This window comes from Paenibacillus sp. J22FR5, from assembly GCF_059691975.1.
On sequence record NZ_JCAUAN010000015.1, the window covers coordinates 126,477 to 149,155 of the forward strand.

19 protein-coding genes are annotated in these 22,679 nt (G+C 43.7%); 14 read left to right on the top strand and 5 right to left on the bottom strand.

The window, feature by feature from the left end:
• Positions 1-83: 83 nt before the first annotated feature.
• Positions 84-1,121, bottom strand: coding sequence for a stalk domain-containing protein (locus tag AC58P7_RS19475; RefSeq protein ID WP_497345724.1), 1,038 nt, complete (start codon positions 1,119-1,121; stop codon positions 84-86).
• 434 nt (positions 1,122-1,555) lie between these two features.
• Between AC58P7_RS19475 and rpoN the strand changes: the two genes are divergently transcribed.
• Entirely contained in the window at positions 1,556-2,863 is a 1,308-nt protein-coding gene (gene rpoN / locus AC58P7_RS19480) for an RNA polymerase factor sigma-54 (protein ID WP_497345726.1), read from the top strand.
• 24 nt (positions 2,864-2,887) lie between these two features.
• On the opposite strand, the gene ablB is transcribed toward rpoN, so the two are convergent.
• Positions 2,888-3,745 carry a putative beta-lysine N-acetyltransferase gene (gene ablB / locus AC58P7_RS19485; RefSeq protein ID WP_497345727.1) on the bottom strand — a complete coding sequence of 286 codons (858 nt, stop codon included), beginning with the start codon at positions 3,743-3,745 and terminating at the stop codon, positions 2,888-2,890.
• Positions 3,746-3,934: 189 nt separating this feature from the next.
• On the opposite strand from ablB, the gene AC58P7_RS19490 reads away from it, so the two are divergent.
• From AC58P7_RS19490 to AC58P7_RS19520, 7 genes are read left to right on the top strand one after another with little or no spacing between them, the layout of a single operon-like run.
• Positions 3,935-4,198: a YokU family protein gene (locus tag AC58P7_RS19490; RefSeq protein ID WP_497345729.1), complete on the top strand. Its 264-nt coding sequence runs from the start codon at positions 3,935-3,937 to the stop codon at positions 4,196-4,198.
• 34 nt (positions 4,199-4,232) lie between these two features.
• Positions 4,233-5,588 (top strand): aspartate aminotransferase family protein, encoded by a 1,356-nt coding sequence (locus tag AC58P7_RS19495; protein ID WP_497345731.1) that lies wholly within the window; start codon positions 4,233-4,235, stop codon positions 5,586-5,588.
• Positions 5,588-6,313: a CoA transferase subunit A gene (locus AC58P7_RS19500; RefSeq protein WP_497345769.1), complete on the top strand. Its 726-nt coding sequence runs from the start codon at positions 5,588-5,590 to the stop codon at positions 6,311-6,313. Before AC58P7_RS19495 ends, AC58P7_RS19500 begins: the two co-directional genes overlap by 1 nt.
• Positions 6,280-6,942, top strand: a complete 663-nt coding sequence (locus tag AC58P7_RS19505) for a 3-oxoacid CoA-transferase subunit B (protein ID WP_497345733.1) — start codon at positions 6,280-6,282, stop codon at positions 6,940-6,942. The genes AC58P7_RS19500 and AC58P7_RS19505 overlap by 34 nt, the downstream gene beginning before the upstream one ends.
• 51 nt (positions 6,943-6,993) lie before the next feature.
• A complete protein-coding gene (locus tag AC58P7_RS19510) occupies positions 6,994-8,277 on the top strand; it encodes a peptidase (protein WP_497345771.1) in 1,284 nt (427 codons plus the stop codon).
• 2 nt (positions 8,278-8,279) lie between these two features.
• Positions 8,280-9,650 (top strand): 4-aminobutyrate--2-oxoglutarate transaminase, encoded by a 1,371-nt coding sequence (gene gabT, locus AC58P7_RS19515; protein WP_497345735.1) that lies wholly within the window; start codon positions 8,280-8,282, stop codon positions 9,648-9,650.
• Between the two features lie 26 nt (positions 9,651-9,676).
• On the top strand, positions 9,677-11,095 hold the full coding sequence (locus AC58P7_RS19520) for an aldehyde dehydrogenase family protein (RefSeq protein ID WP_497345737.1): 1,419 nt from the start codon (positions 9,677-9,679) through the stop codon (positions 11,093-11,095).
• Between the two features lie 173 nt (positions 11,096-11,268).
• Here AC58P7_RS19520 and kamA read toward each other — a convergent pair whose 3' ends face one another.
• Complete coding sequence (kamA, locus tag AC58P7_RS19525; RefSeq protein ID WP_497345739.1) at positions 11,269-12,663, bottom strand: lysine 2,3-aminomutase; 1,395 nt, start codon at positions 12,661-12,663, stop codon at positions 11,269-11,271.
• 111 nt (positions 12,664-12,774) lie between these two features.
• Complete coding sequence (locus AC58P7_RS19530; protein ID WP_497345741.1) at positions 12,775-14,223, bottom strand: sigma-54 interaction domain-containing protein; 1,449 nt, start codon at positions 14,221-14,223, stop codon at positions 12,775-12,777.
• 154 nt (positions 14,224-14,377) lie between these two features.
• On the opposite strand from AC58P7_RS19530, the gene AC58P7_RS19535 reads away from it, so the two are divergent.
• Entirely contained in the window at positions 14,378-15,220 is an 843-nt protein-coding gene (locus AC58P7_RS19535) for an RMD1 family protein (protein WP_497345773.1), read from the top strand.
• A 91-nt stretch (positions 15,221-15,311) separates the two neighbouring features.
• Here AC58P7_RS19535 and AC58P7_RS19540 read toward each other — a convergent pair whose 3' ends face one another.
• The gene (locus tag AC58P7_RS19540) at positions 15,312-15,812 is read right to left on the bottom strand and encodes a CBO0543 family protein (RefSeq protein ID WP_497345743.1); all 501 of its coding nucleotides are present in this window, start codon (positions 15,810-15,812) and stop codon (positions 15,312-15,314) included.
• Positions 15,813-16,057: 245 nt separating this feature from the next.
• On the opposite strand from AC58P7_RS19540, the gene AC58P7_RS19545 reads away from it, so the two are divergent.
• From AC58P7_RS19545 to AC58P7_RS19565, 5 genes are all read left to right on the top strand, one after another.
• Entirely contained in the window at positions 16,058-17,167 is a 1,110-nt protein-coding gene (locus AC58P7_RS19545) for a GerAB/ArcD/ProY family transporter (RefSeq protein ID WP_497345744.1), read from the top strand.
• Positions 17,168-17,182: 15 nt separating this feature from the next.
• The gene (locus AC58P7_RS19550) at positions 17,183-18,751 is read left to right on the top strand and encodes a spore germination protein (protein WP_497345746.1); all 1,569 of its coding nucleotides are present in this window, start codon (positions 17,183-17,185) and stop codon (positions 18,749-18,751) included.
• Between the two features lie 17 nt (positions 18,752-18,768).
• The gene (locus AC58P7_RS19555) at positions 18,769-19,968 is read left to right on the top strand and encodes a Ger(x)C family spore germination protein (RefSeq protein ID WP_497345748.1); all 1,200 of its coding nucleotides are present in this window, start codon (positions 18,769-18,771) and stop codon (positions 19,966-19,968) included.
• A 273-nt stretch (positions 19,969-20,241) separates the two neighbouring features.
• Positions 20,242-21,327, top strand: coding sequence for a GerAB/ArcD/ProY family transporter (locus AC58P7_RS19560; protein ID WP_497345750.1), 1,086 nt, complete (start codon positions 20,242-20,244; stop codon positions 21,325-21,327).
• A 574-nt stretch (positions 21,328-21,901) separates the two neighbouring features.
• Entirely contained in the window at positions 21,902-22,489 is a 588-nt protein-coding gene (locus AC58P7_RS19565) for a hypothetical protein (protein WP_497345752.1), read from the top strand.
• The last annotated feature ends 190 nt before the right edge of the window (positions 22,490-22,679 follow it).

Here is a 22,679-nt window from a genome sequence, read left to right on the forward strand (position 1 = left end):
CATTTACATTACAGCATGTAATTATAAAGGCAGCAAACCATTACTGGGTTTGCTGCCTTTTGAGCATTCTGGTACAAGTAGGGCTAGAATAATCTTCTTGCCGTAACAAAACGCTTCTTCCATTTATCATTGAACGCCTCGAAGTGTACGCCTAGTTCTTTCGAATAGGTATGAAGCATCTGTTCATCTCCTGCATAGATGGCTACATGACCGATATCGAGCCCGCGAGCGCTGAAAAATAGGAGATCTCCTTTGCGTATTTCATTGATACCTACTTCTTTCCCTTTCAAAGCTTGGTCGTAGGAAGCTCGCGGCAGATCGATGGACATCACTTTGCTGAAAACATGTTGAACGAAAGAAGAACAATCAAACGTGCTAGTTTGACCGGATGCGGCACCGAACTCGTATGGGGTTCCCAGAAATTTGGACCCGAAAGTGATCAATTCATCCGCTTCGTTCGCAACCAAGGACTGGCTCGTATAATCGGTATACATCGGAGCAGCAGAGATGAAACCAATTGTACCGTCTTGGGATTGCACCTCCAGCCAATTCGAGTTGATTTCCCGAATTACGTGGATTCTTTCGCTTTTCGGCAGCATTCGGAGAACGCTGGCATCTGTATCTTTCTCGGGCGTTTCGCGGAGGTTGACGCCGTATTGGACGGTAGTTTCATAGTCATGAACGGATGAAATGGTAATCGAACGGGAATAGTCATGCCATTTCACGATATTGCCTAGCGTTTCACTTATAAATCGCAGTGGAACCATGGTAAATCCATCGATAATTTTGCCGGGTACAGGCAACTCTAGTCGTTCTTGATTTTTGTAAGCAACCGTTTCACCGATTTGATATGTTAAGACGGCGCCGTCTTTCATAGCTGTTACCGTTCGTGTGCTTTCGTCCCAAGAAATTCGCGCACCTTCAGCCTCAAAAAGGGTACGCATCGGAACGAGACTATAGCCGTTTTCGATAACGGTGGGAGTTTGAAAGGACATCAGATGCCCGTCCAGAAATACAGAAGGCGACTGATTTTCATCGGCACGTACGGACGTTGCATGGAGCAGGAACATGCTTAGTAACGTAATTGTCGCACCTTTACATAAACCGGTTCTTATCCTCATGTTGAATGCCCCTTATAACGTAGTAATCATATCATTCGTTATCATCCCATTCCTTAAGTCCGTATTTGATGGGTATGACTTGTGATGGCAAAAGAAAAAGGACCCCTTTCGGAGTCCTCTTCGACGGTGAGTAGATTGATGGTACTCTTGCTTTGAACCTTACTTCGCTCGGTCACTACCTCATCACATCATTGCAGTAAAGATACTACAGTAAGTGGTATGCGGCACATCTCCTCGCCTCCATATGGATTCAATAACAACTTCCCTTGTGTAAATTGTCTGCGACACAACACCTCACCACTGCTTCACCGTCGAAAGATAGTATGTCCGATCTGATAAGTCAATATACACTGAATTGCTAAAAGGAACCTCATTTGAATACATATGAAAGCAATAACACAAGGGGAGTGACCTACATGCGCCCGGGATACGGAATGTTCCAGCTACAAGCAACCAAAATGCGTCTGACTCCGCAGCTGCGAAAAGCGATAACGATCCTACAACTCTCGACACCGGAATTGCTGGAGGTTGTCCAACAGGAGATAACGGATAATCCGGTATTGGAATTTGCAGGAAACGAATGGGTGGCGTATAACGGCACTTCTAAATGTAGTCGTGGAATAAGCAGCCGTGATCAACGCTATGACCCCTTACATGACGCCGTATCGAACGATGTCTCTTTAGATAGGCATTTAATGGAGCAATTAAGATTTGTGAAAAATATCCATCCATCCATTCGTAAAATGATCTCATTTATGATTGGAAATCTAGACAACAATGGCTATTTAGTACCTTCTTTGCATGAAATTTCGGATGTATGCAAGGTCAAGCTTGCACAAGCGGAGCATGCACTAACGATTTTGCAGAGTTTTGAGCCCCGCGGCGTGGGAGCTAGAGATGTGAAAGAATGTCTGCTTCTTCAAGTCCAGCCCATGTCGGAGAGTTTTCCTTTAGTCTCTGCATTGATTCGTAGTCATCTGAAGGATGTAGCCGATTATCGCACTCATAAATTATCGACGATGCTGCAAGTGACTGCACAAGATATTCAGACTGCGATAGATGTGATCAAAGGACTAAATCCTAGACCCGGCGCAGCCTTTCACATAGAAGCTGTTCATTATATCATTCCTGAGGTCATCATCGAAAAGGCAGGTGAACAGCTTATTGTCTTATTTCATCAAGCAGCATCGTCACGACTTTCGATTAATGGGCATTACGAACGAATGGTTAAGGATAACCAAGACAATAACGAGGCAACGAAGTTTCTCTCTGGTAAATTACATACAGCGAAGTTCTTCCTGAAATGCTTGGAGCAAAGACGGAAGACCATATTCCGTGTTGCGCAAGCTATTGTGGAGGAACAAAGCGATTTTTTTTGGAAGGGAACATCCCATCTCAAACCGATGACCTTAAAACATATTGCTGATAAAGTTGGGATACATGAATCAACGGTCAGCCGCGCTACAGCTGGGAAATACGCTCAAACGCCTTGGGGCATCTTTGAACTTAAATATTTCTTTCCCTCCGGTTTGCAAGTGGGTCAAGGTGATTCAGCGTCATCTGAGCATGTAAAAGCGAGAATAAAAGATATGATTCGTGGGGAAAACCACGAAAAACCATATTCGGACCAAAAGCTGGCCGATCTTATGAAGCGGGAAGGGATTCAGATTTCTCGCCGAACCATCACCAAATATAGGGAAGAGATCGGCATTTCTTCTTCTGTGAGAAGGAAACGCATATAGTTTTAATACATCGTGATAAAGGTGTCACTTCAACGATTTGGACCATAAATTCATGTCCTCAAATTTATCATAAATATCGCAATTTTTTGTCAGCCTACCGTAATATCGGTATCCCATTTGATAGAACACGGCATTCATGCCGAACGAAAGGGCTCTAGATAAGGAGTAGGCGCATGTGATATTCCGTACGATCAATTCATCTTCCAAGGCATGCATAAGCAGTCTCATGAGTCCTTGATTGCGATACGCGGGAAGTGTAGCGCAATCCGTCATTTCCGCATTGGCATAGACCGTATTGATCTCTGCGGATGCGGCGCTGATCAGCCCATCCGGCGATTCGACGAGATAATATATCGTTCCTTCCAGCATGGTTTTCTCAACATACATTGGATTGTTCATCGGTGTCGGGTACGTTTGGAAAATGTGATCGTACAGCTCCGAAAGCTGTTCAGCATCCTCCAATCGAGCTATGCGCAGTGTACAGTTGTTCGGCACCTCTGGCCTTTCTGGCTTGAGGGGAAGAGCGAGCACCTGCTTGAGAATGTGATCCTCTTCCAGCCAGTAGTCACTGGTCCTCCGCTCAAGATCGTCATAGAGAGCCATACAGTAAGCGTCGCGACCGTTGAAATATCCTTTGTAAATTCCCTCCAGCATACAGCCCTTCGATAACAAAGTCTGCCAGTCATCCTCTCGCGATTTGATGAACACTTTGGTCAGAGCATGATTTGTGGCAATTTCGGCTATTCGCACGAAGATGCTATCTAGATTTCCCTGATAGTCATCCACCCGCAACCTTTTATTCAAATTATCAAGGCAAAACATGATCATATAATCGGTACCGTTTTCAACTTGATTCGTATAGGTTGGCAGATCACTAGACATCCAGCATCCCCCCTTTACCCTTCCTTTTGCTGCAAAAATATAACAACTGCCAAAAGTCTGGCGGCTCTTCCCATGACTAGCTACCTGTCAAAATGGGTATAGCCCAACTGCAAAAGTTGGCATCCTTTTTGCATCATGAAGAAATAGGCGTAAGAATGTTCTATACCATATGAAGGAGGACGGACGCATATGAATTGCGTGTGGTGTGAAACGGAAGATATTCGTGAAAGTGTCAAAGATTGCTATTGGATTATGCCAGATGGGAGACTGGCGGTTCAGATTTTGGAAATTCCCGCTATCGAATGTCCTAACTGCCGTACTTACGTATTAGAGAGCACCGCGCAACTAATCGAGGAGAAACTGTATTGGCATGATGTGTCCGCGCTCGGAACCGCATTTCGTTATGAAGATCTGTTGAACGCTCCGCGGGTGAAGAATTGGTTTCTTAAATAAAACCTTAGCAATCGTGAACAGTGGGGGATGCCTTATGAAGCGGGAGCATGTCATTAAGCCGGTATTGGATCACCATTATCCCACCATTCAATATGGGAAAGGCGTTTATTTATTCGATGATCAAGGCAAAGCCTATTTAGATGGTTCCTCGGGAGCTGTGACAGCCGGTATCGGGCACGGGGTACAAGAAATTATTGATGCGATGCTGGAGCAGGCGAGCAAGGTTTCCTTTGTTTATCGCTCTCAGTTCACAAGTGAACCCGTAGAAAAGTTGGCGGAGAAGCTGAGCAATCTGGCCCCAGGCAACGATTACTGGTCTTTCTTCGTGAACAGCGGATCTGAAGCTACCGAGACCGCGATGAAAATTGCGATTCAGCACTGGCAAGAGAAAGGACGCTTAGGTAAAAATAAAGTGATCTCCAGACGGATGAGCTACCACGGGATAACGATGGGTGCTCTCTCGATGTCAGGACATGTACTACGAAGAAGACGATTTATTCCCTTATTAGAGGACTATCCGGTCGTCGCAACCCCTTATTGCTATCGCTGTCCGCTCGGTAAAACTTATCCGGATTGCCATTTGGCATGCGCGAACGATTTGGCAACCGCCATCAAGCGTATCGGTGCTGAACATATCGCCGGCTTTATCGCGGAGCCGATCATTGGAGCAGCAGGCGGTGCTATCGTTCCGCCAGAAGGCTACTACAAGAAGATCAAAGAGATTTGCGAACAGAATGACATCTTATTCATCGCCGATGAGGTCATGACTGGGATTGCCCGCACAGGAGCTATGTTCGGTATGGAACACTATGGCGTTGAACCAGATCTAATGGCACTGGGCAAAGGCATGAGCGCAGGCTACACGCCGATGGCAGCGACGCTAGCCAAAGATCATGTGATGGAACCTATATTAAATGGCTCCAAAAGTATCATGTCTGGCCATACCTACAGTGCAAATCCTCAATCGGCGGCCGTTTCACTGGCGGTTCTTCACTATATCGAGAAATACCACTTAGTCAAAGCTGCTGAGATCAAAGGCCATTATTTGCTCGGGAAGTTGCGAAACATGGCTGATGGTATCGAGAGTATTGGCGATGTGCGGGGGCAAGGGCTTCTTCTAGCCTTGGAATTCGTCACTGATCGGACCGATAAGCGACCGTTTCCATCTCGCTTAGGAGTCACTTCACGGATCATCGAGAAAGCCATTCATAAGGGGCTTCTCGTTTACCCGGCAGGAGGCGCGGTGGATGGGGAAGGGGATGCCATCATTGTGGCGCCGCCTTTGGTCATTACCGAGGAAGAAATCGACCAACTCGTACGCATTTTGGAGGAATCCATTCTGGAAGTCATAGCTGAAGTAACCCCATCCGCATTGGAGGAGATAGGATGATGCCAAATGAGAGTTCTCATGAAGCCTTTGGTGGAAAAATTAGGACTTTAGAAGAAGCCCTCCAAAAGATAACTTATGGTTGTACACTGATGTACGGCGGGTTCGGGGGCATAGGAACGCCTCCAACGTTGATCGAGGGTATTTTGGAAAAAGGCGTTGGAGATTTAACCCTCATTGGCAATGATACCGGATTTCCCCATATCGGTATTGGGCGGTTAGTCACGGCAGGTCGCGTGAAGAAGGTAATCGCCTCCCATATCGGCTCTAATCCTAACGCTGGTCAAATGATGGAAGAGGGTACGTTGGAGGTCGTCTTTTACCCGCAAGGAACGCTTTGCGAGAAAATTCGGGCAGGCGGTGTAGGGCTTGGCGGAATCCTCGTGGATGTTGGCGTCGGAACGATCATGGAGCGGGGGAAAGAGACTGTTTCCATCGACGGAAAAACATATCTCGTGGAGCCGGCTTTAACGGCAGACGTCGCCATTGTTCATGCGAGTAAAGCCGATCCATACGGGAATCTTGTCTACGATAAAAGCGGCAGAAATCTCAACCCCTTGGTCGCCATGGCCGGAAAGTTGACCATTGCCGAAGTAGACGAGATTGTTCCACTTGGTGAGCTGGACCCCGAAAATATCGTTACACCGGGCATTTTCGTCGATATGGTCATTTTGAGCAGAGGGGTGACTTGGGAATGGGTATGGGAAAAGAAACCCGCGACCGAATAGCAAAGCGGGCTGCTCAAGAACTAAAGAACGGCATGGCCGTCAATCTAGGAATTGGCATCCCAACGAAGGTTGCGGATTATGTTCCTGAAGGCATTCAGGTCGTTTTTCATGCAGAGAATGGGATATTGGGTGCAGGGGGCGCCCCACTCACGGGTGAAGAAGATGCTTTTCTCTGCAACGCGGGCGGATACCCTATTACGATTGCCAACGGTGCTTCCTACTGCGATAGCGCCATTGCGTTTGCCATGATTCGCAGAGGCTGTATCGATATCACGATACTTGGAGCGCTTGAGGTGAGTGAGCGAGGGGATTTGGCCAATTGGATCGTACCGGGGAAGCGGGTTGCAGGGATCGGCGGGGCGATGGAACTTGCGCAAAAAGCCAAAAAAGTCATCGTTCTGATGAACCATGTGAATCGGCAGGGGGAATCTAAGGTGAAAAAACAATGCGACTTGCCGCTAACGGCACTAGCCTGTGTGAAATTAATTATTACGGAAATGGCGGTAATGGAGGTTACGGATCAAGGACTTCTTTTAAAAGAAATCATGCTGCCTTATACCGTTGAGGAGGTTGTCCGTCATACGGAAGCTTCATTAATCATGCCGGAAGCCATTTCGTATATTCCATAAACGTTGTATAAAGGTGAATTCACGTACCACAAGGGGGGATATCCTTTGCTCATTAGGAGCGCTGACCTGCAAAAGAAAATTCATGATTGGATTACACATCAACGAGATGAAGGAACCTGTTTTCTACAGAAACTCGTAAAGATTCCCAGCACACAAGGCAACGAACAGGAGGCGCAACTCCTTATTGCGGAAAAATTGCGAACGTTAGCGCTCGACGTTGATGTGTGGGAGCCAGATGGCGAGGCCCTAGAGAAACATCCGTATTTTTGTTCCCCTAGAAACCGTTTCACAGGCAGTCCCAATGTCGTTGGTGTCATGAAGGGGGTTGGAGGCGGTCGGTCTATTTTGCTTAATGGTCACATGGATGTCGTACCAGAAGGAAATCGGGCGCAATGGCAGGATGATCCTTTTAGCGGCAATGTAGTGGACGGGAAGCTGTATGGGCGCGGGGCGACGGATATGAAAGGCGGAAACGTCTCGCTTCTTCTTGCTGTGGAGGCTATTCAGAGTCTAGGTATCAAGCTGAAAGGCGATGTTATTTTTGAAAGCGTCATTGAAGAAGAAAGCGGAGGGGCAGGGACACTGGCTGCTCTTGTAAGAGGCTATCGAGCCGATGCAGCCCTTATTCCAGAACCTACCAATTTACGCATATTTCCGAAGCAGCAGGGCTCCATGTGGTTTCGCATCGAGGTCAAAGGCCGATCGGCTCATGGCGGAACGAGATATGAAGGCGTTAGCGCCATTGATAAAAGTATGGCTGTGATTCAACATATTCGGGAGCTTGAGGAGGTTAGAAATGCACGGGTCTCGGATCCTCTGTATGCCAATAACCCGATCCCGATCCCCATTAATATCGGTGTTATTCAGGGAGGCAATTGGCCATCTTCTGTTCCTGATAGCGTAAAGTTGGAGGGAAGGATGGGCGTTGCCCCGGAGGAGAAGCTGGAAGAGGCTAAGGAGGAAATGTGCCGGTGGTTGGCAATGCTTCGTGTAAAAGACCCTTGGTTCGAAGCGCATCCGCCTAGTGTGGAATGGTTCGGCGCACAATGGGTTCCGGGCAGCGTCGATCCCGAGCACGCCTTGATGCAAGTTCTTATGCAGCAATATCGGGAAGTTAGACACGAAGAACCTATAATTGAAGCCTCGCCATGGGGCACAGACGGCGGTTTGCTCACGCAGCTAGGCGAAACGCCTTGTATCATTTTCGGCCCAGGCATCACGCAAGTGGCCCATTATCCGAATGAGCACATTGTACTCGAACATGTGTTTGAGGCAGCGGAGATCATCGCATTAACCTTGATACATTGGTGTGGTTTGGAAGGAATGGAGGCTTAAGGATGGATCAGAATCCGAAACGGACGAAATACATTGAGATGAAAACGGCGATCCCAGGGCCTCAAGCCCAGCTGCTGCTGGAACGGCGTATGGCAAGCATTCCAAGAGGTCCATTCAATACGGTGCCAACCTTTGCTGCAAAAGGGGAGGGAGCACTACTAACAGATGTAGATGGAAATACGTTCATCGATTTTGCCGGTGCAATCGGCTCTCTTAACGTTGGCCATTGTCCACCAAAAATCGTGGAAGCGCTAAAGGCACAACTGGACCACTACCTGCATCCTTGCTTTCATGTCATGATGTATGAGCCTTACGTGCAATTGGCTGAGAAGCTCAATGCGTTGACGCCGGGGGACCATCCCAAGAAAACGTTCTTCTTGAACAGCGGTGCCGAGGCTGTTGAGAATGCGGTGAAAATCGCACGTAAATATACGGGCCGAAGAGCTGTGATATCCTTCGAGCGAGGCTTTCACGGAAGGACATATATGGCAATGTCTTTAACCAGTAAGGTAAAGCCTTATAAGAACGGTTTCGGCCCTTTTGCACCTGATACGTACAAAATGCCCTATCCCTACTACTATCGTGCTCCTACCGGGATGTCGCAGGATGAGGTTGATGAGCAGCTTTTGCAGAAATTCGAGGACTTTTTCCTTTCGGAAGTCCCCGGTGAAGAGGTTGCAGCCATCATCATGGAGCCGGTTCAAGGCGAAGGGGGCTTTGTAATCCCATCCGTCAGATTCGTGCAAGGATTGAAAGCAATATGTGAAAAATACGGTATTCTATTTATTGCCGATGAAGTGCAGACAGGATTCGGGCGTACAGGCAAAACCTTTGCGACGGAACACTTCGGCGTTGTGCCGGATTTAATGACTATGTCTAAATCGATTGCGGCCGGGCTTCCGATTAGTTCTGTGACCGGACGAGCGGAGATCATGGATGCACCTGCTATCGGGGAAATCGGCGGTACCTATGGAGGAAGCCCGCTCGGTTGTGTAGCTGCCCTACAAGTCATTGACATGTTAGAGAAGGATAGACTGGCTGAACGGGCGGTATCGATTGGGGGAATGGTAAGCGAACGCTTCCTTCGGCTGCAACAGGAAGTCGGTTGTATTGGAGACGTGAGAACATTAGGCGCCATGAGTGCGATTGAGTTAGTAAAGGATCAGTCATCGAAAAAACCAGATAAAGATCTAACGACTCGGATTTTGCAAGAGGCGCATCAACGGGGTGTGATCGTGATGGGGGCAGGCATATACAGCAATGTAATTCGTATGTTAAGTCCGCTGGTCATAACGGATGAACAGCTTGCGGAGGGTTTGGATGTTCTGGAGCAAGCGGTGAAGACGTGTCTTAGTCCGACTATATCTTCATAACCTAATCGGAAGGAGGGAAAGGCAGCATGAAAAAGCATCTTTTTATCGAGGGGGCATGGGTGGAATCGGGTCAGTATCGTCCTTTATTCTCACCCTATAGCGGTGAACAAATCGCCGAAGTGGCTGTTGCAGGACCGGCCGAAGTGGAGCATGCGATTGAAGCGGCTGAAAGAGCCAGACCTCGAATGGCGAAGATGCCTGCACATGAACGGGCAGCGATTCTGGAGAAGCTAGCTCATTTGATCCGCGAGAAGAAGGAGGATTGCGCCCGTCTGATCGCACTTGAAGCCGCTAAACCGATAACAACGGCAAGAATTGAGGTAGAGCGAACGATCGCAACCTACAAGTTTGCCGCTGAGGAATCGAAGCGGATTCATGGTGAAACGATCCCCATGGATGCGGCTCCAGGAGGTGAGGACCGTGTCGCGTATACGATACATCAGCCTTTGGGGGTCGTTGCAGCCATCACACCTTTTAATTTTCCGATGAATCTGGTTGCGCACAAGATAGGTCCTGCAATCGCTGCAGGCAATACGATTGTCCTCAAACCAGCTGGCCAAACGCCGTTATCCGCTTTATTAATGGCGGAGCTGTTGCAGCAGGCGGGTCTTCCGGAAGGGGCGTTAAATGTGGTTACAGGTAGTGGAAGCGTGATTGGGGACATCTTGGTGCGGGATAAACGAATTAAAGCCGTGACCTTTACCGGAAGTCCGGAGGTTGGGATCGCAATCCGCAATAAGGCAGGTTTGAAGAAGGTAATCTTAGAATTAGGGTCTAATTCTGCGCTCATCGTGGATCATGGGGTTGATGTGGATGCCATGATCGCAAGGGCGGTCACAGGCGCATTTTCCTATGCAGGTCAGGTTTGCATCTCCCTTCAACGTATTTATGTGCACGCGCAGCTTTTCGATGATTTTATCCGAAAATTCGTAGCTCAAACAGAGAAGCTTTGTTTAGGTGATCCTTTGGATCCAACAACGGATGTGTCGGCATTAATCGGCCTGCGAGACGTTGAACGTTCCTTGCAATGGATCGCCGAAGCTGAGAAGCTTGGCGCCATTGTAGCGACAGGGAATAGGAGAATAGGGAATATCGTTCAGCCTACCGTCCTGCTTCATGTTGCTTCTTCCGCAAGCGTATCGTGCCAAGAAGTATTTGCCCCGATTGTGATGATCAATAAAGTCTCGTCGATAGAAGAAGCCATTGAACTGGTGAATGACTCCAATTATGGCCTACAAGCCGGTATTTATACGCAAAATATCCGAACAGCACTTGCCGCTGCGGAAGCTTTAGAGGTTGGAGGGGTTATGATCAATGATATTCCCACTTTCCGTGTAGACCATATGCCGTATGGCGGCGTGAAGGAAAGCGGGACTGGTCGTGAGGGCGTTAAGTACGCCATTCGTGAATTGACGGAATTGAAGTTGATTTGTATGAAAAAGTAGGCGGGAATTGCGAGGATTAGCCGGAAATTGGTGCGAATATTGGGGCAATACTTGTCAGCGTTCGTCAATATGAAAAGGCACCCGTGTTGGGTGCCTTTTCAAGTTTGGCTTGCGGGTAGCCGTCCGCGACATCACGGCTATTATTTGCGCCAAATAAGCTACAGGATATCCAACTATTCGACTGGTATCTCCTTTGAATGTTCCTGTTTCTCCTTGTGCTGCGCCTTCATCAATTTGTCTTTCATCTCATCCCTCATCGGCCTTTTATCCTTCAACGACATATGTTCGGGTGTTTCCTGATAGGTTTTCCTTCTGCCGATCCGGCGCAAATTTTCTGGCACTAGGTTAAATTTTTCATCTTTCATGAGCGCAATGATGCCGGTGCTTTCAGGCTGTTGCTGGATGCCAAAGATTTCATTGAAATATTCGTCGGCGCGGCCAGGTGTATAGTTTTTTGGCTCGGGGTATCCAACGATAACTCCTTCGTAATTTCGTAGAATGACCTTATCCTGGCTTTGCGAGATCAAATAGTTCGGCTGAAGCGCGATTTTCCCGCCACCGCCAGGCGCATCGACGACGAAGGTTGGTACTGCATAGCCTGAAGTATGGCCGCGAAGAGATTCAATAATTTCGAGACCTTTGGAAACAGGTGCCCGGAAATGACCAATGCCCTCGGATAAATCGCATTGATAAATATAGTACGGACGAACACGTATTTTCACAAGATCATGCATGAGCTTCTTCATGATATAGGTGCTGTCGTTGATGCCCGCTAGTATAACCGATTGATTGCCTAGAGGAACACCAGCATTCGCTAGCATTTCGCAGGACTTTTTCGCTTCTTCTGTAATTTCCAAAGGATGATTGAAATGCGTATTCAGCCAAACTGGGTGATATTTTTTAATAATATTGCACAAATGCTCTGTAATTCGCTGCGGGAATACAACAGGGGCCCTAGTGCCGATACGAATGATCTCGACATGGGGGATCACCCGCAAATTCTTCAAAATATACTCTAAAATATTGTCGTTAATTAATAAGCCATCCCCGCCAGAAAGCAGAACGTCTCTTACCTCCGGCGTATTTCGGATATAGGCAATCGCATCATCCAACTGTTTTTTGGGAACTCCCATGCCTACCTGGCCAGAAAAACGGCGGCGCGTGCAATATCTGCAGTACATCGAGCATTGGTTCGTTACCAAAAATAACACCCGGTCCGGATAACGATGCGTTAAGCCAGGGGTAGGGGAGTCTTCGTCTTCGAATAGGGGATCTTCAAGATCATATTTGGTTTTCAATAACTCAGCGGAAATGGGGACAGATTGCATCCGAATCGGGCATCGCGGGTCATCTGGATTCATCAATGAAGCGTAATAAGGGGTAATATTTAAAGGGATCGTTTGTGTAGATATGCGAACGCCTTCTTCTTCCTCGGGCGTTAAATTCACTACTTTCTTCAGATCTTCTAAAGTACGAATGGTATGAGTCAACTGCCAAAGCCAATCATTCCACTGCACATCCGTTACGTTCTTCCATAGCTCAACTTGTTTCCAGTCACGTCGTTCCATCATTGCACCTCCAGTAAAGTTAACCTCTCATGGATAGTAAGATGCAAGAAGGATGCCAACTTTCACGATAAAGTAAAAAAGACTCCTTGCGGAGCCTTGATCGTGTGATGTTTATGGCTTTCTTATGATGCCGTAGCGATTTAGTTTATATTGTAACGCTTGCCGTTTGATACCAAGCGCTTGTGCGGTGAGCGTGATGTTATATTGATGAATCTCCAGTGCATCCGTGATCGTTTCCTTTTCCAATTGCTTCACTTTATCAGTTAATTTACCGGCAGATATCGTATTCATTTCATTGTTCCACGAAGCGGAATGAAGGGAGGGAACTGTCGTTTTTTTATAATTTTCCAAGAAATAAGCAGGGAGGTGTTGTACGTCAATGGTTTCACATTCCAGCTCCATCATATTGTAGGTGGATTCGATGGCATGGCTTAATTCACGTATATTCCCAGGCCAATGATAGGTCACTAATTTATTCAAAGCGGCTGGCGATATCCCGATAATTTTCATGCCGAATAGATGATTAAATTTCTCAATAAAGTGCTGAGTCAGGAGAGGAATATCTTCTTTTCTTTGCACAAGTGGAGGAAGGTACAGGTTCACGACATTTAGCCGGTAAAAAAGATCGCTGCGCAGCAATCCTTTGGCTAATGCTTCCTTCGGATCAATATTCATGGCTGTAATGATGCGAACATCGACATGCTGTTCCTGTGTTCCCCCGACTCGACGCACAATCCCGTCTTGAAGTACCCGTAATAATTTGGCCTGCAGAAATAAATCCAAGCTATTTAATTCGTCCAGAAAGAGCGTTCCCCCGTTAGCTTGTTCAAATAATCCAGCACGGTCAATCGCACCAGTGAACGCTCCTCTAGCCGTTCCAAACATTATACCTTCCATCAGCTCATTAGGGACAGCCGCACAATTTTGAGCTATAAATAGACGGTTTCTGCGGGCTCCTGCGTTGTGTATGCTTTGGGCGAACAATTCCTTTCCCGTTCCAGTAGGACCTGAAAGCAACACAGGCGAGCTAGTTCGTGATGCCTTTTTGGCGAAGGAGACGGTATGTAAGAAGGATTCATTTGTACCAATTAAATCGCTGAAATGATAGCGAGCGGAGCTTGCGTTTTTCTTATCCTTCGAAGGTGATTCGTAGACTTGATGACGGAGATCAAGAATTTGGTCGTGAAGATGAACAATGCTTGTGATATCCTTGGCCACCTCTAGAGCACCGATGATTTGACCATTTTCCATTAACGGATAGGTGCTATTTATTGTCGTGATTCTTTTCCCCGTTACACTCACGTAGGTTTGAATTTTTTCTCGAATCTCTGTCCCAGTCTGCAGTACTTTCATGAAGGTGCTCGTTTCATTCGTTAGGGAGGGAAAGAGATCGAAGAAGTTCTTTCCTACCACTTGTTCTCGCTTAAAACCATCGGTTTCAGCCATTTTATCATTATAAAAAATGGTTATTCCCTGGTTATCAATCAGATGAACACCGACATCAATGATATTCAGCATTTGCTCAAAATACTTAGATCCATGATCGTTCTGCTCGGACATTATGTTCACCCGCCTCACGAAGTAAGGTTTAATGGTTCCATGTACAGCTTATGATTTTTTGAAGGGGATAATGACCATTCGTAATGAAGATTGAAGCCCACTTTTTCTGTCAAAACTGTTAATAAAACTTTCCGAGAGTAGATGAGTGTTGAAAATGAAGGATATTTCTTTTAAGGCTCTAGCAATTACTAATGAAATTGATCTGAACAAAATCGCCATCCATTGCGGCATTCCCAAAAAATACACATGGGAACAGCCTTTAATCCTAAGAGGTGAACTTCTTTCATCGATCCTTCATAAAGATATAGATGCATTCCAACAAGTATTAGTCTTTTCTTTTGGCAGCGTTGTCTTTATTAATCACGCTCATAAGGATGAAATAACTGTTTTCTTGAAATTTCTCCAGACATTTGAGCCTAATATTGAGCTGCAATATGTAGACAGATACATGGAAAATTACAGCCTTCACATCGAGGACATCGAAAGCATGGAGTTGACTGACAAGTATGTGGTGGTATCGGAGTATGAGTTCTTTTACCCTGAATTAATATCCATAGTACTGGCAAAATCGGTTGCACTTGAGAAAATAGAGGAACAGCTCGGCAAAATCCATGATAGCCTCGAAATTATGATTGATCGACTTGAGAAAGGAAAGCTCCGTGTTGGTAACAAAGAATTGGCAAGAACGACCGCAAAAATCGTCCGTCATGAGTATAATACCCTTGCCTATATCATGATTTTAGATAAACCAGATTTAACTTGGACAAATAGTACAGCTAGCCATTTTTATGATGGGATGATTGAATTTTTTGAATTGAACGATCGATTTAAAATTCTTAAAAGCAAAACAGATATTTTGTATCACATCTTAGAGGGCTTTTCAAATATTAGTCATTCGATCCGGGGACTTTTCGTGGAATGGATTGTTGTAATTCTGATTGTTATTGAGGTCGTCTTGACGATATTACAAATCTTAGGATGGATTCCCTCACATTAGTCAACATACCTAACAATGATGTTAATATAAAAAGACGAAAGAACGCGCTATATGGTCGCTGTTAGCTCGTCTTTTTCATACGATCGACTGTTCATTTTATTGGAACTTTGAAGTACCACAACAGAGCTGCAATAATTATTAAAGAAATCATGTAGGCACGTAGTGGTTTGATATGATGCAGTCTAAGCATAGGAAACATCATGACATCAAACAACACCGAGTACCAAAATGTCCAGCCATTTTGGTACGAGATTCTTCCGAAGAATTGTAATGCTAATTCGACAATTGAGTAAATAAATATCCATTTTAATAAATACTTGAACTGCTTTAACTTAGTCGTTGTCGGATATCTTGAGAGGAAAAGAAGAATGTTCAGGGGCATTGTTATTACTGCATATACAAGGACTGTTATCCGACGATTATAAAGAAAATCAGGATGAAATATCCACAAATTAAAGTCATGGGCTAGATATTCATACAAAAGTCCACCAGCCATGATAAACAACATAGTTGTGTGATACTTGTGCCAATTTTTCCAATCTGCCCAACGCCAAACTGAATAAATAGTAAATAAAGCTATTACAAGATGCATATGAATTGACCACCTTCGTTAAGTTGCTCATGTTGTAAGGTTTATTTTACCCACATTTCTTTGGATTCAACAAAATAATGGATATTTGGAAGTACACCCCTTAGAAGATTATAGGTGGTGTATTTTGTTATGGTCATATTTTAATCAACATCTTATGGGAGACAATTGGGTAAGACATACTTTGTTGATGATTTATGGAAATATGGGAATAGTATCATTAAATTGAATCACTAGGTGAGTGAAATATGTTGAATGACGTTAAAATATCCGTGAGCCAATTTGCTGTACTTGTGATCATATATACGATAGGGACTACAATTCTGATTATTCCGTCTGGACTTGCCGCGGATGCCAAACAAGATGCCTGGATAGCAGCTATCCTTGGAGTTGGTCTAAATTTGTTAGTCGTTTGTTTATACAACAGAGTAGGAGATTATTTTCCTCACATGACCCTAGTCGAATACAATGAAAGATTGTTTGGAAAATGGCTTGGAAAGTTATTCTCCTTCATTTTTATTTTTTTTGCTTTTATAGGAGCGGCTACGGTCTTGTTTTATATGGGGAATTTTGTGAACACACAAGTTATGTCTGAAACCCCCATACAAGCCGTAAATCTAATATTTGCCATCGTAGTTGTCATGGGCGTGCGTCTTGGGCTTGAAACCTTAGTCCGTGCAGCAGAGATTTTTTTTCCATGGATCATTATGTTATTTATTATTTTGGTTATTTGTCTATTACCGGAGATTCATATTGAAAAGTTGCAGCCTATTTTCACAGTTGGAGTTAAACCACTAATAAAAGCGGCCTTATCCGTTGCCGGTACTTCGTCACTTCCTTTAATCGTGCTGTTTATGATATTCCCAGCTCATGTCAATCATAATCAAAAAGCAAAAAAAGCGTACTTAATTGCTGCTTTACTAGGTGGAATTTGTTTTGTCATCATCACCTTTTTATGCATATCGGTTTTGGGAACTAAAATGACGGAAAGACATATGTTTCCAAGTTATGCTTTAGCCAAACAGATAAACATTGGTAATTTTTTGGAACGTGTTGAAATCCTTATAGCGGGGATATGGTTTCTAACGGTTTATTTTAAGGCAACCTTTTATTTTTATGGTTTCGTTATAGGGCTAGCTCAAATTTTGAATATAAAAGATTATCGTCCGCTCGTTTTGCCCTTAGGGATGCTTCTTGTTGTATATTCGCTTGTGGTATATCCCAATGTTGCTTATATGGCAGAATTTGATTCCAAAACTTTTATCCCCTACGCGATAACTATTGGGCTGGTGTACCCACTACTCATACTTGGGGTTAGTGCATTTCGAAAGTCAATTTCAACGATTAAGAATACTTGAGTAGGTGGGGATACCATGGATTTCATCGAGAAAATTTTTCGGAATAGCAATAGCCACGCATTGGAAACAAGGCTCAATCAGAGTGGCTTGTCGAGCTCAAAGGAGTCACTTGAGGTGTCGCTTGATCTTAACATCGACAAAATCAAGAAAGCTTTTGGAAATAGTAACGATATCGTTACCCAAACCATCCTTCTCAATGAAGGAGATTCGATACGAATGGGTACTATTTACATCAATGGACTGGTTAATCCAATTTCGATTCAAACCCTGCTTACTGAAAATCTAAAAGTCGATTCATGTGAGTATCCGCTTAATGCTTTAAGAAATTCAATGAGTACACTTGGTCAAGTTCGTGATATTCCTGATTATGAAACCTTATTTCAATCTATTTTATCGGGTTTAACGGTTATTTTACTGGATGGTTGTGTACAGGGGTTGGCGTCGAATACACAAGGCGGGGAGCGTCGTTCTGTTGAAGAACCAACCACTCAATCCGTCGTAAGGGGACCCCGGGAAGGGTTTACTGAGCAAATAAGCACCAACGCAGCACTCATTAGACGCAAAATTAAAGACGCCAACTTATGGATGGAATCTATGACAATCGGGCGTGTAAGCAAGACGGAAGTCGCTATCATGTATATGAATGGAATTGTGAATGACAAGCTGGTGACGGAAGCAAGAATTCGGCTCGGGCGTATCGATATTGATGCGATTTTTGAAAGTGGTAATGTCGAAGAATTGATCCAAGATGAAACATACACGCCATTCCCTACCTTATACAATACGGAACGCCCCGATGTTATCGCCGCAGGTTTAATGGAAGGGCGTATTGCTATTCTTGTCGATGGTACTCCCTTTGTGCTTATGGCGCCTGCCTTGTTCACTCAATTTTATCAATCTGCTGAGGATTATTACCAACGAGCGGATTTTGCAACACTCCTTCGTTTTCTTCGTTATGTTTGTTTTTTCATATCTTTGTTGGCTCCATCCTTATACATTGCTATTACCACCTTTCACCAAGAACTGTTGCCGTCCACGCTTTTGATCAGTTTAGCCGCTCAAAGAGAAGGGATCCCTTTCCCAGCTTTTATCGAAGCGGTTGTCATGGAAGTTACATTCGAAATCCTTCGAGAGGCCGGAGTGAGATTACCGAAGACTGTCGGACAAGCTGTATCAATTGTTGGAGCATTAGTCATCGGGCAAGCAGCAGTAGAAGCAGGTTTAGTATCTCCTGCGATGGTTATTATAGTAGCCATCACGGCCATTTCTAATTTTGTGATTCCTTCCTTCAATATGGGGATTACGATTCGGATTTTAAGATTTCTTTTAATGCTTATCGCGGCTTCTTTTGGTTTATTTGGTGTTACTGTGGGGCTTATCGCTATCGTCCTTCATTTGTGCAGTTTAAGGTCTTTCGGAGTTCCATACATGTCTCCAATGGCACCGTTTATCTTAGAGGATCAGAAAGATACCATTTTTCGTTTTCCGCAATGGGCCTTATTTGCAAGGCCGCGGCTCATCAGTCAAAAAAATAACATTCGTGAGAACAATGCTTCTTCGAATAAGCCTGAAACCAGGTCGTAGATAAGGAGTCATGGGTAATGCGAAGATATGTAATACTGTCCTTGGCTTTGTTCATCATGATGGGATTATTAACGGGATGCTGGAGTCGGCGCGAGCTTAATGATCTCGCCATTTCGGTTGGTATGGGTTTTGATAAAAAAGATGATCAAGTGCAGGTGACGATTCAAATTGTTAATCCCGGTGCAGTAGCTTCCAAGAGAGGGGGGTCTGGTGTGAGTACACCCGTAAGCACCTTTAAACAGACATCCAAAACCATTTTTGAAGCTTTAAGAAAGATGACTACACAAAGCCCCAGAAAGGTGTATTCTTCCCATCTTCGGATTCTTGTGATCAGCGAAGAATTGGCTAGAGAAGGGATTACGCCCATTCTAGATGGGATTTCAAGAAATCATGAAATGCGATCTGATTTCTATATCGTTGTAGCCAGAGGAACAACTGCTGAGAATGTTTTAAATATTCTAACGCCTATCGAGAAAATCCCCGCAAATAAATTGTTTTCCACTTTAGAGTTGTCTGAAAAGGTTTGGGCTCCTACGGTAAAAGTAAGATTAGATACATTAATTAACGATCTGCAAACAGAGGGAAAAGATCCTGTATTAACAGGCATACAAATCAAAGGTGATCCGAGCAAAGGTGGCTCATTGAGTAATCTGAATCGAACAGCCCCAATATCATACTTACAATATTCGGGAATCGCGATTTTTAAAAAAGATAAACTTGTAGGTTGGCTTAATGAAAAAGAAAGTAAAGGCTACAATTATATTTTAGATAACGTTAAAAGCACGATCGGAAATCTAACTTGCCCAAAAGGCGGGACTCTAGCACTTGAAGTGGTGCGAACTAAAACGAGTATGAGAGGAAAAGTGGAGAACGGCAAACCTCAAATTGTTATAAATGTTTTTCTAGAGGATAATGTGGGTGAAGTCCAATGTAAAATCGATCTCATGGATCCTCAAAGCATAATGGAACTTGAGAAAACAGCGCAAAAAGAAGTGCAAACCATCGTGTATTCCGCTATTCAAAAAGCAAAAAAATATGATGCGGATATTTTCGGTTTTGGTGAAGCGATTTATCGTGCCGACCCCAAATATTGGAAAGAAAACAAAGGCAACTGGCAGGAACAATTCCTTGATTTACCTGTGCTTGTAAATACAGAAGTGAAGATTCGCCGTCTGGGTACAGTAAGTGATTCTCTGGTACAAAAAACAAAGGAATGATTGAAATGTGGACTATTGCTGCAATACTTTTGGCTTCTACAGGTATCGCGATACTGGAGATCCCATCGCTTATGAAGAAAAGGCAGTATAAAGAATTCATAATTGTTTGTGGTTTATTATTGCTAGGCACAATACTAAGCATTGTCCAAAGTTTGCATATGAGAATACCCAATCCTTTAGATTTCATCACCTTTGTTTTTCAACCTTTTAGCAAATTCATACTTGGGTTATTGCAATAAAATGAGTTAATACGAGAGGAGGTATAGTGAATATATGGGGAAAGTTGTAATTAGTATCCGGCAATTTACCATTCTCGTCACACTATTTACAGTAGGAAGCTCCATATTAATAACCCCATCCAGCCTCGCCACGGAAGCAAAACAAGATGCATGGATAGCCGGCATTCTAGCTGTATGTCTTGGTTTGCTGACCGTATTTTTATATCATGCATTGGTAAGGCAATTTCCTAAACAAACATTGATGGAGATGTGCGAGGGAATTTTCGGCATTTGGATAGGTAAAATAGTTTCTTCACTTTACTTTAGTTTTTTCTTCCTCCTTGCAGCGCTAGTATTACGTAACATCGGCGACTTTATAACAACCCAGGTTCTCCCAGATACGCCGCTACAATTTATTCTCATGATCTTTCTCGGCGTCGTTATTATGGCAATTTGGCTCGGTCTTGAAACGATTGCACGTGCGGGAGAGATTTTTTTTCCGTGGGTTATGCTTTTCTTTTTTGCTATGGTTTTGTTTCTACTGCCGCAAATCCGAGTCATTCAACTTAAACCTATACTTGGCGATGGCATTATTCCTGTCATCAGAGCGAGTTTACCCTTTACGGGAACCCCCTTTATGGAACTTATTGTAGTATTAATGGTTATTCCTTGTGTGAATTGCGCCAAAGAAGCTAATAAAGCTTTTCTTGTGGGAACGATGATCGCGGGATTATTATTGATTATTTTAACTTTGATATCGATTCTTGTTCTTGGTGCAGGTATGACCGCAAGACATCTGTATCCAAGTTATAACTTAGCTAAAATCATCAGCGTTGGTCGATTTCTGGAAAGAGTGGAAGTCATAATGGCGGGGATCTGGTTTATTACGATCTTTTTTAAACTTACAATCTGTTTCTACGCTTCAGTACTTAGTTTCGCTCAAATTATGAATATGAAAGAAATTCGCCCCCTACTTTTCCCATTGGGGATGATTCTGATTGTGTTATCCATTCTTTCATACCCAAACGAAAGCTATTTCCTTAACTTCGTTTCAAAAATATGGTTTCCTTATGCCTTCACATTTGGATTACTGCTCCCATTATGTATGATTGGTGTGGCACTCATTCGAAAGAAAGTATAAAATAACCGATCTCGATTGATTACTTTATTCTAGGAGGAAAATCAGTTTGCTTATTCAGCAATCGTATTTTTTTCCAGAGAAAAGGAATTATATAATTGTGTATGTAGTATCAATATTCTTTAATCGTGTACTAGGCCATAAAGTGGACTAAACGGAGAATAGAGGTTCATCTCATGACTCTTCCTATCACTATCATGATAATCCTTTCAGTGGGAGGATTGTCCACACTACTTTTTCTGCGGAAAATCTTTTGTACGATTGAGATTATTTCATATTTAATGGTTATTTCAGTACTGATTCAACAGATTCATACAATGATCACATTAAACACTGAAATGATTGAACTTAATTTGAAAATTTCTGTGTTTTGGTTTCTGAATATGTACCTAATCATTTTCGCTCCTTGTGTCACACTATGGTTGTTCTATTCGTATTTCTATACCAAATCATCCTTTTTCATAAAAGTGTTTCTAACAGGAGGATGGTTATTGGGAATGTTCGGCATGGAGCAGCTATTTCACAGGTCCGGTTTTTTTACGTTTAAGCGTTGGAATATCGGATACTCTTTTATTGAATGGCTCATCGTGCTTGTCATATCGGGTTGCTTTATTTTATGGTTCCGGAAATTGCTGAGAAAGCAGGCTATTACATGATTTTATATTTACCTGAAAGATTCGACCTCAATGAATGGTTTATCATTTTCTCCTCAGCAACTGTCATCGTTATTACTCTTCTGCTGACAAAGCGGTTTTCACCCGAACTGACGACGATCATTCTGCTTTTTAACGTCACGCTTGGGCAGACATGCGATTTTTTGATTGGTTTACCGCCTTATGATCTTTATGATGTAAATGACAGTCATAAATATGAAATTTTTGATTTCATGCTTTATTTCTTTTCCTATTCACCGGTAATGTATATAATGTTGAATTTATATGATAGGTGGAAAATGAAAGGAACACGCCTTATCATTTTTATTGCTAGCTTTTCATTTTTGATAACAGGATTAGAATGGCTCGCCGATTTGGCACATGTGTTTAAGTATAAAGGTTGGCACCTTTCCTATTCGTTTTTCGTGTACTTAGGTATTATTATTTTAAACATCCTCTTTTTTCATTTAGCTCAATATTTGCTTCAGCGAAAAAGTTCTAGACAGATTTGATTAAATTCTAAATACAACATCAAAAGACTTTTCCTCATTCAAGTGAGAGAAGACATAAAAACAAGCACCGCGTAAACCGGAGGCCGCTGAAAAAGTCCAAATCATACAAACAGGGTACCTTACCTCAATTCTGAGGAAAGGTACCCTGTTTTCCTGTATAATTTAGTTAATTAATTTCAGGTGGTGTCTC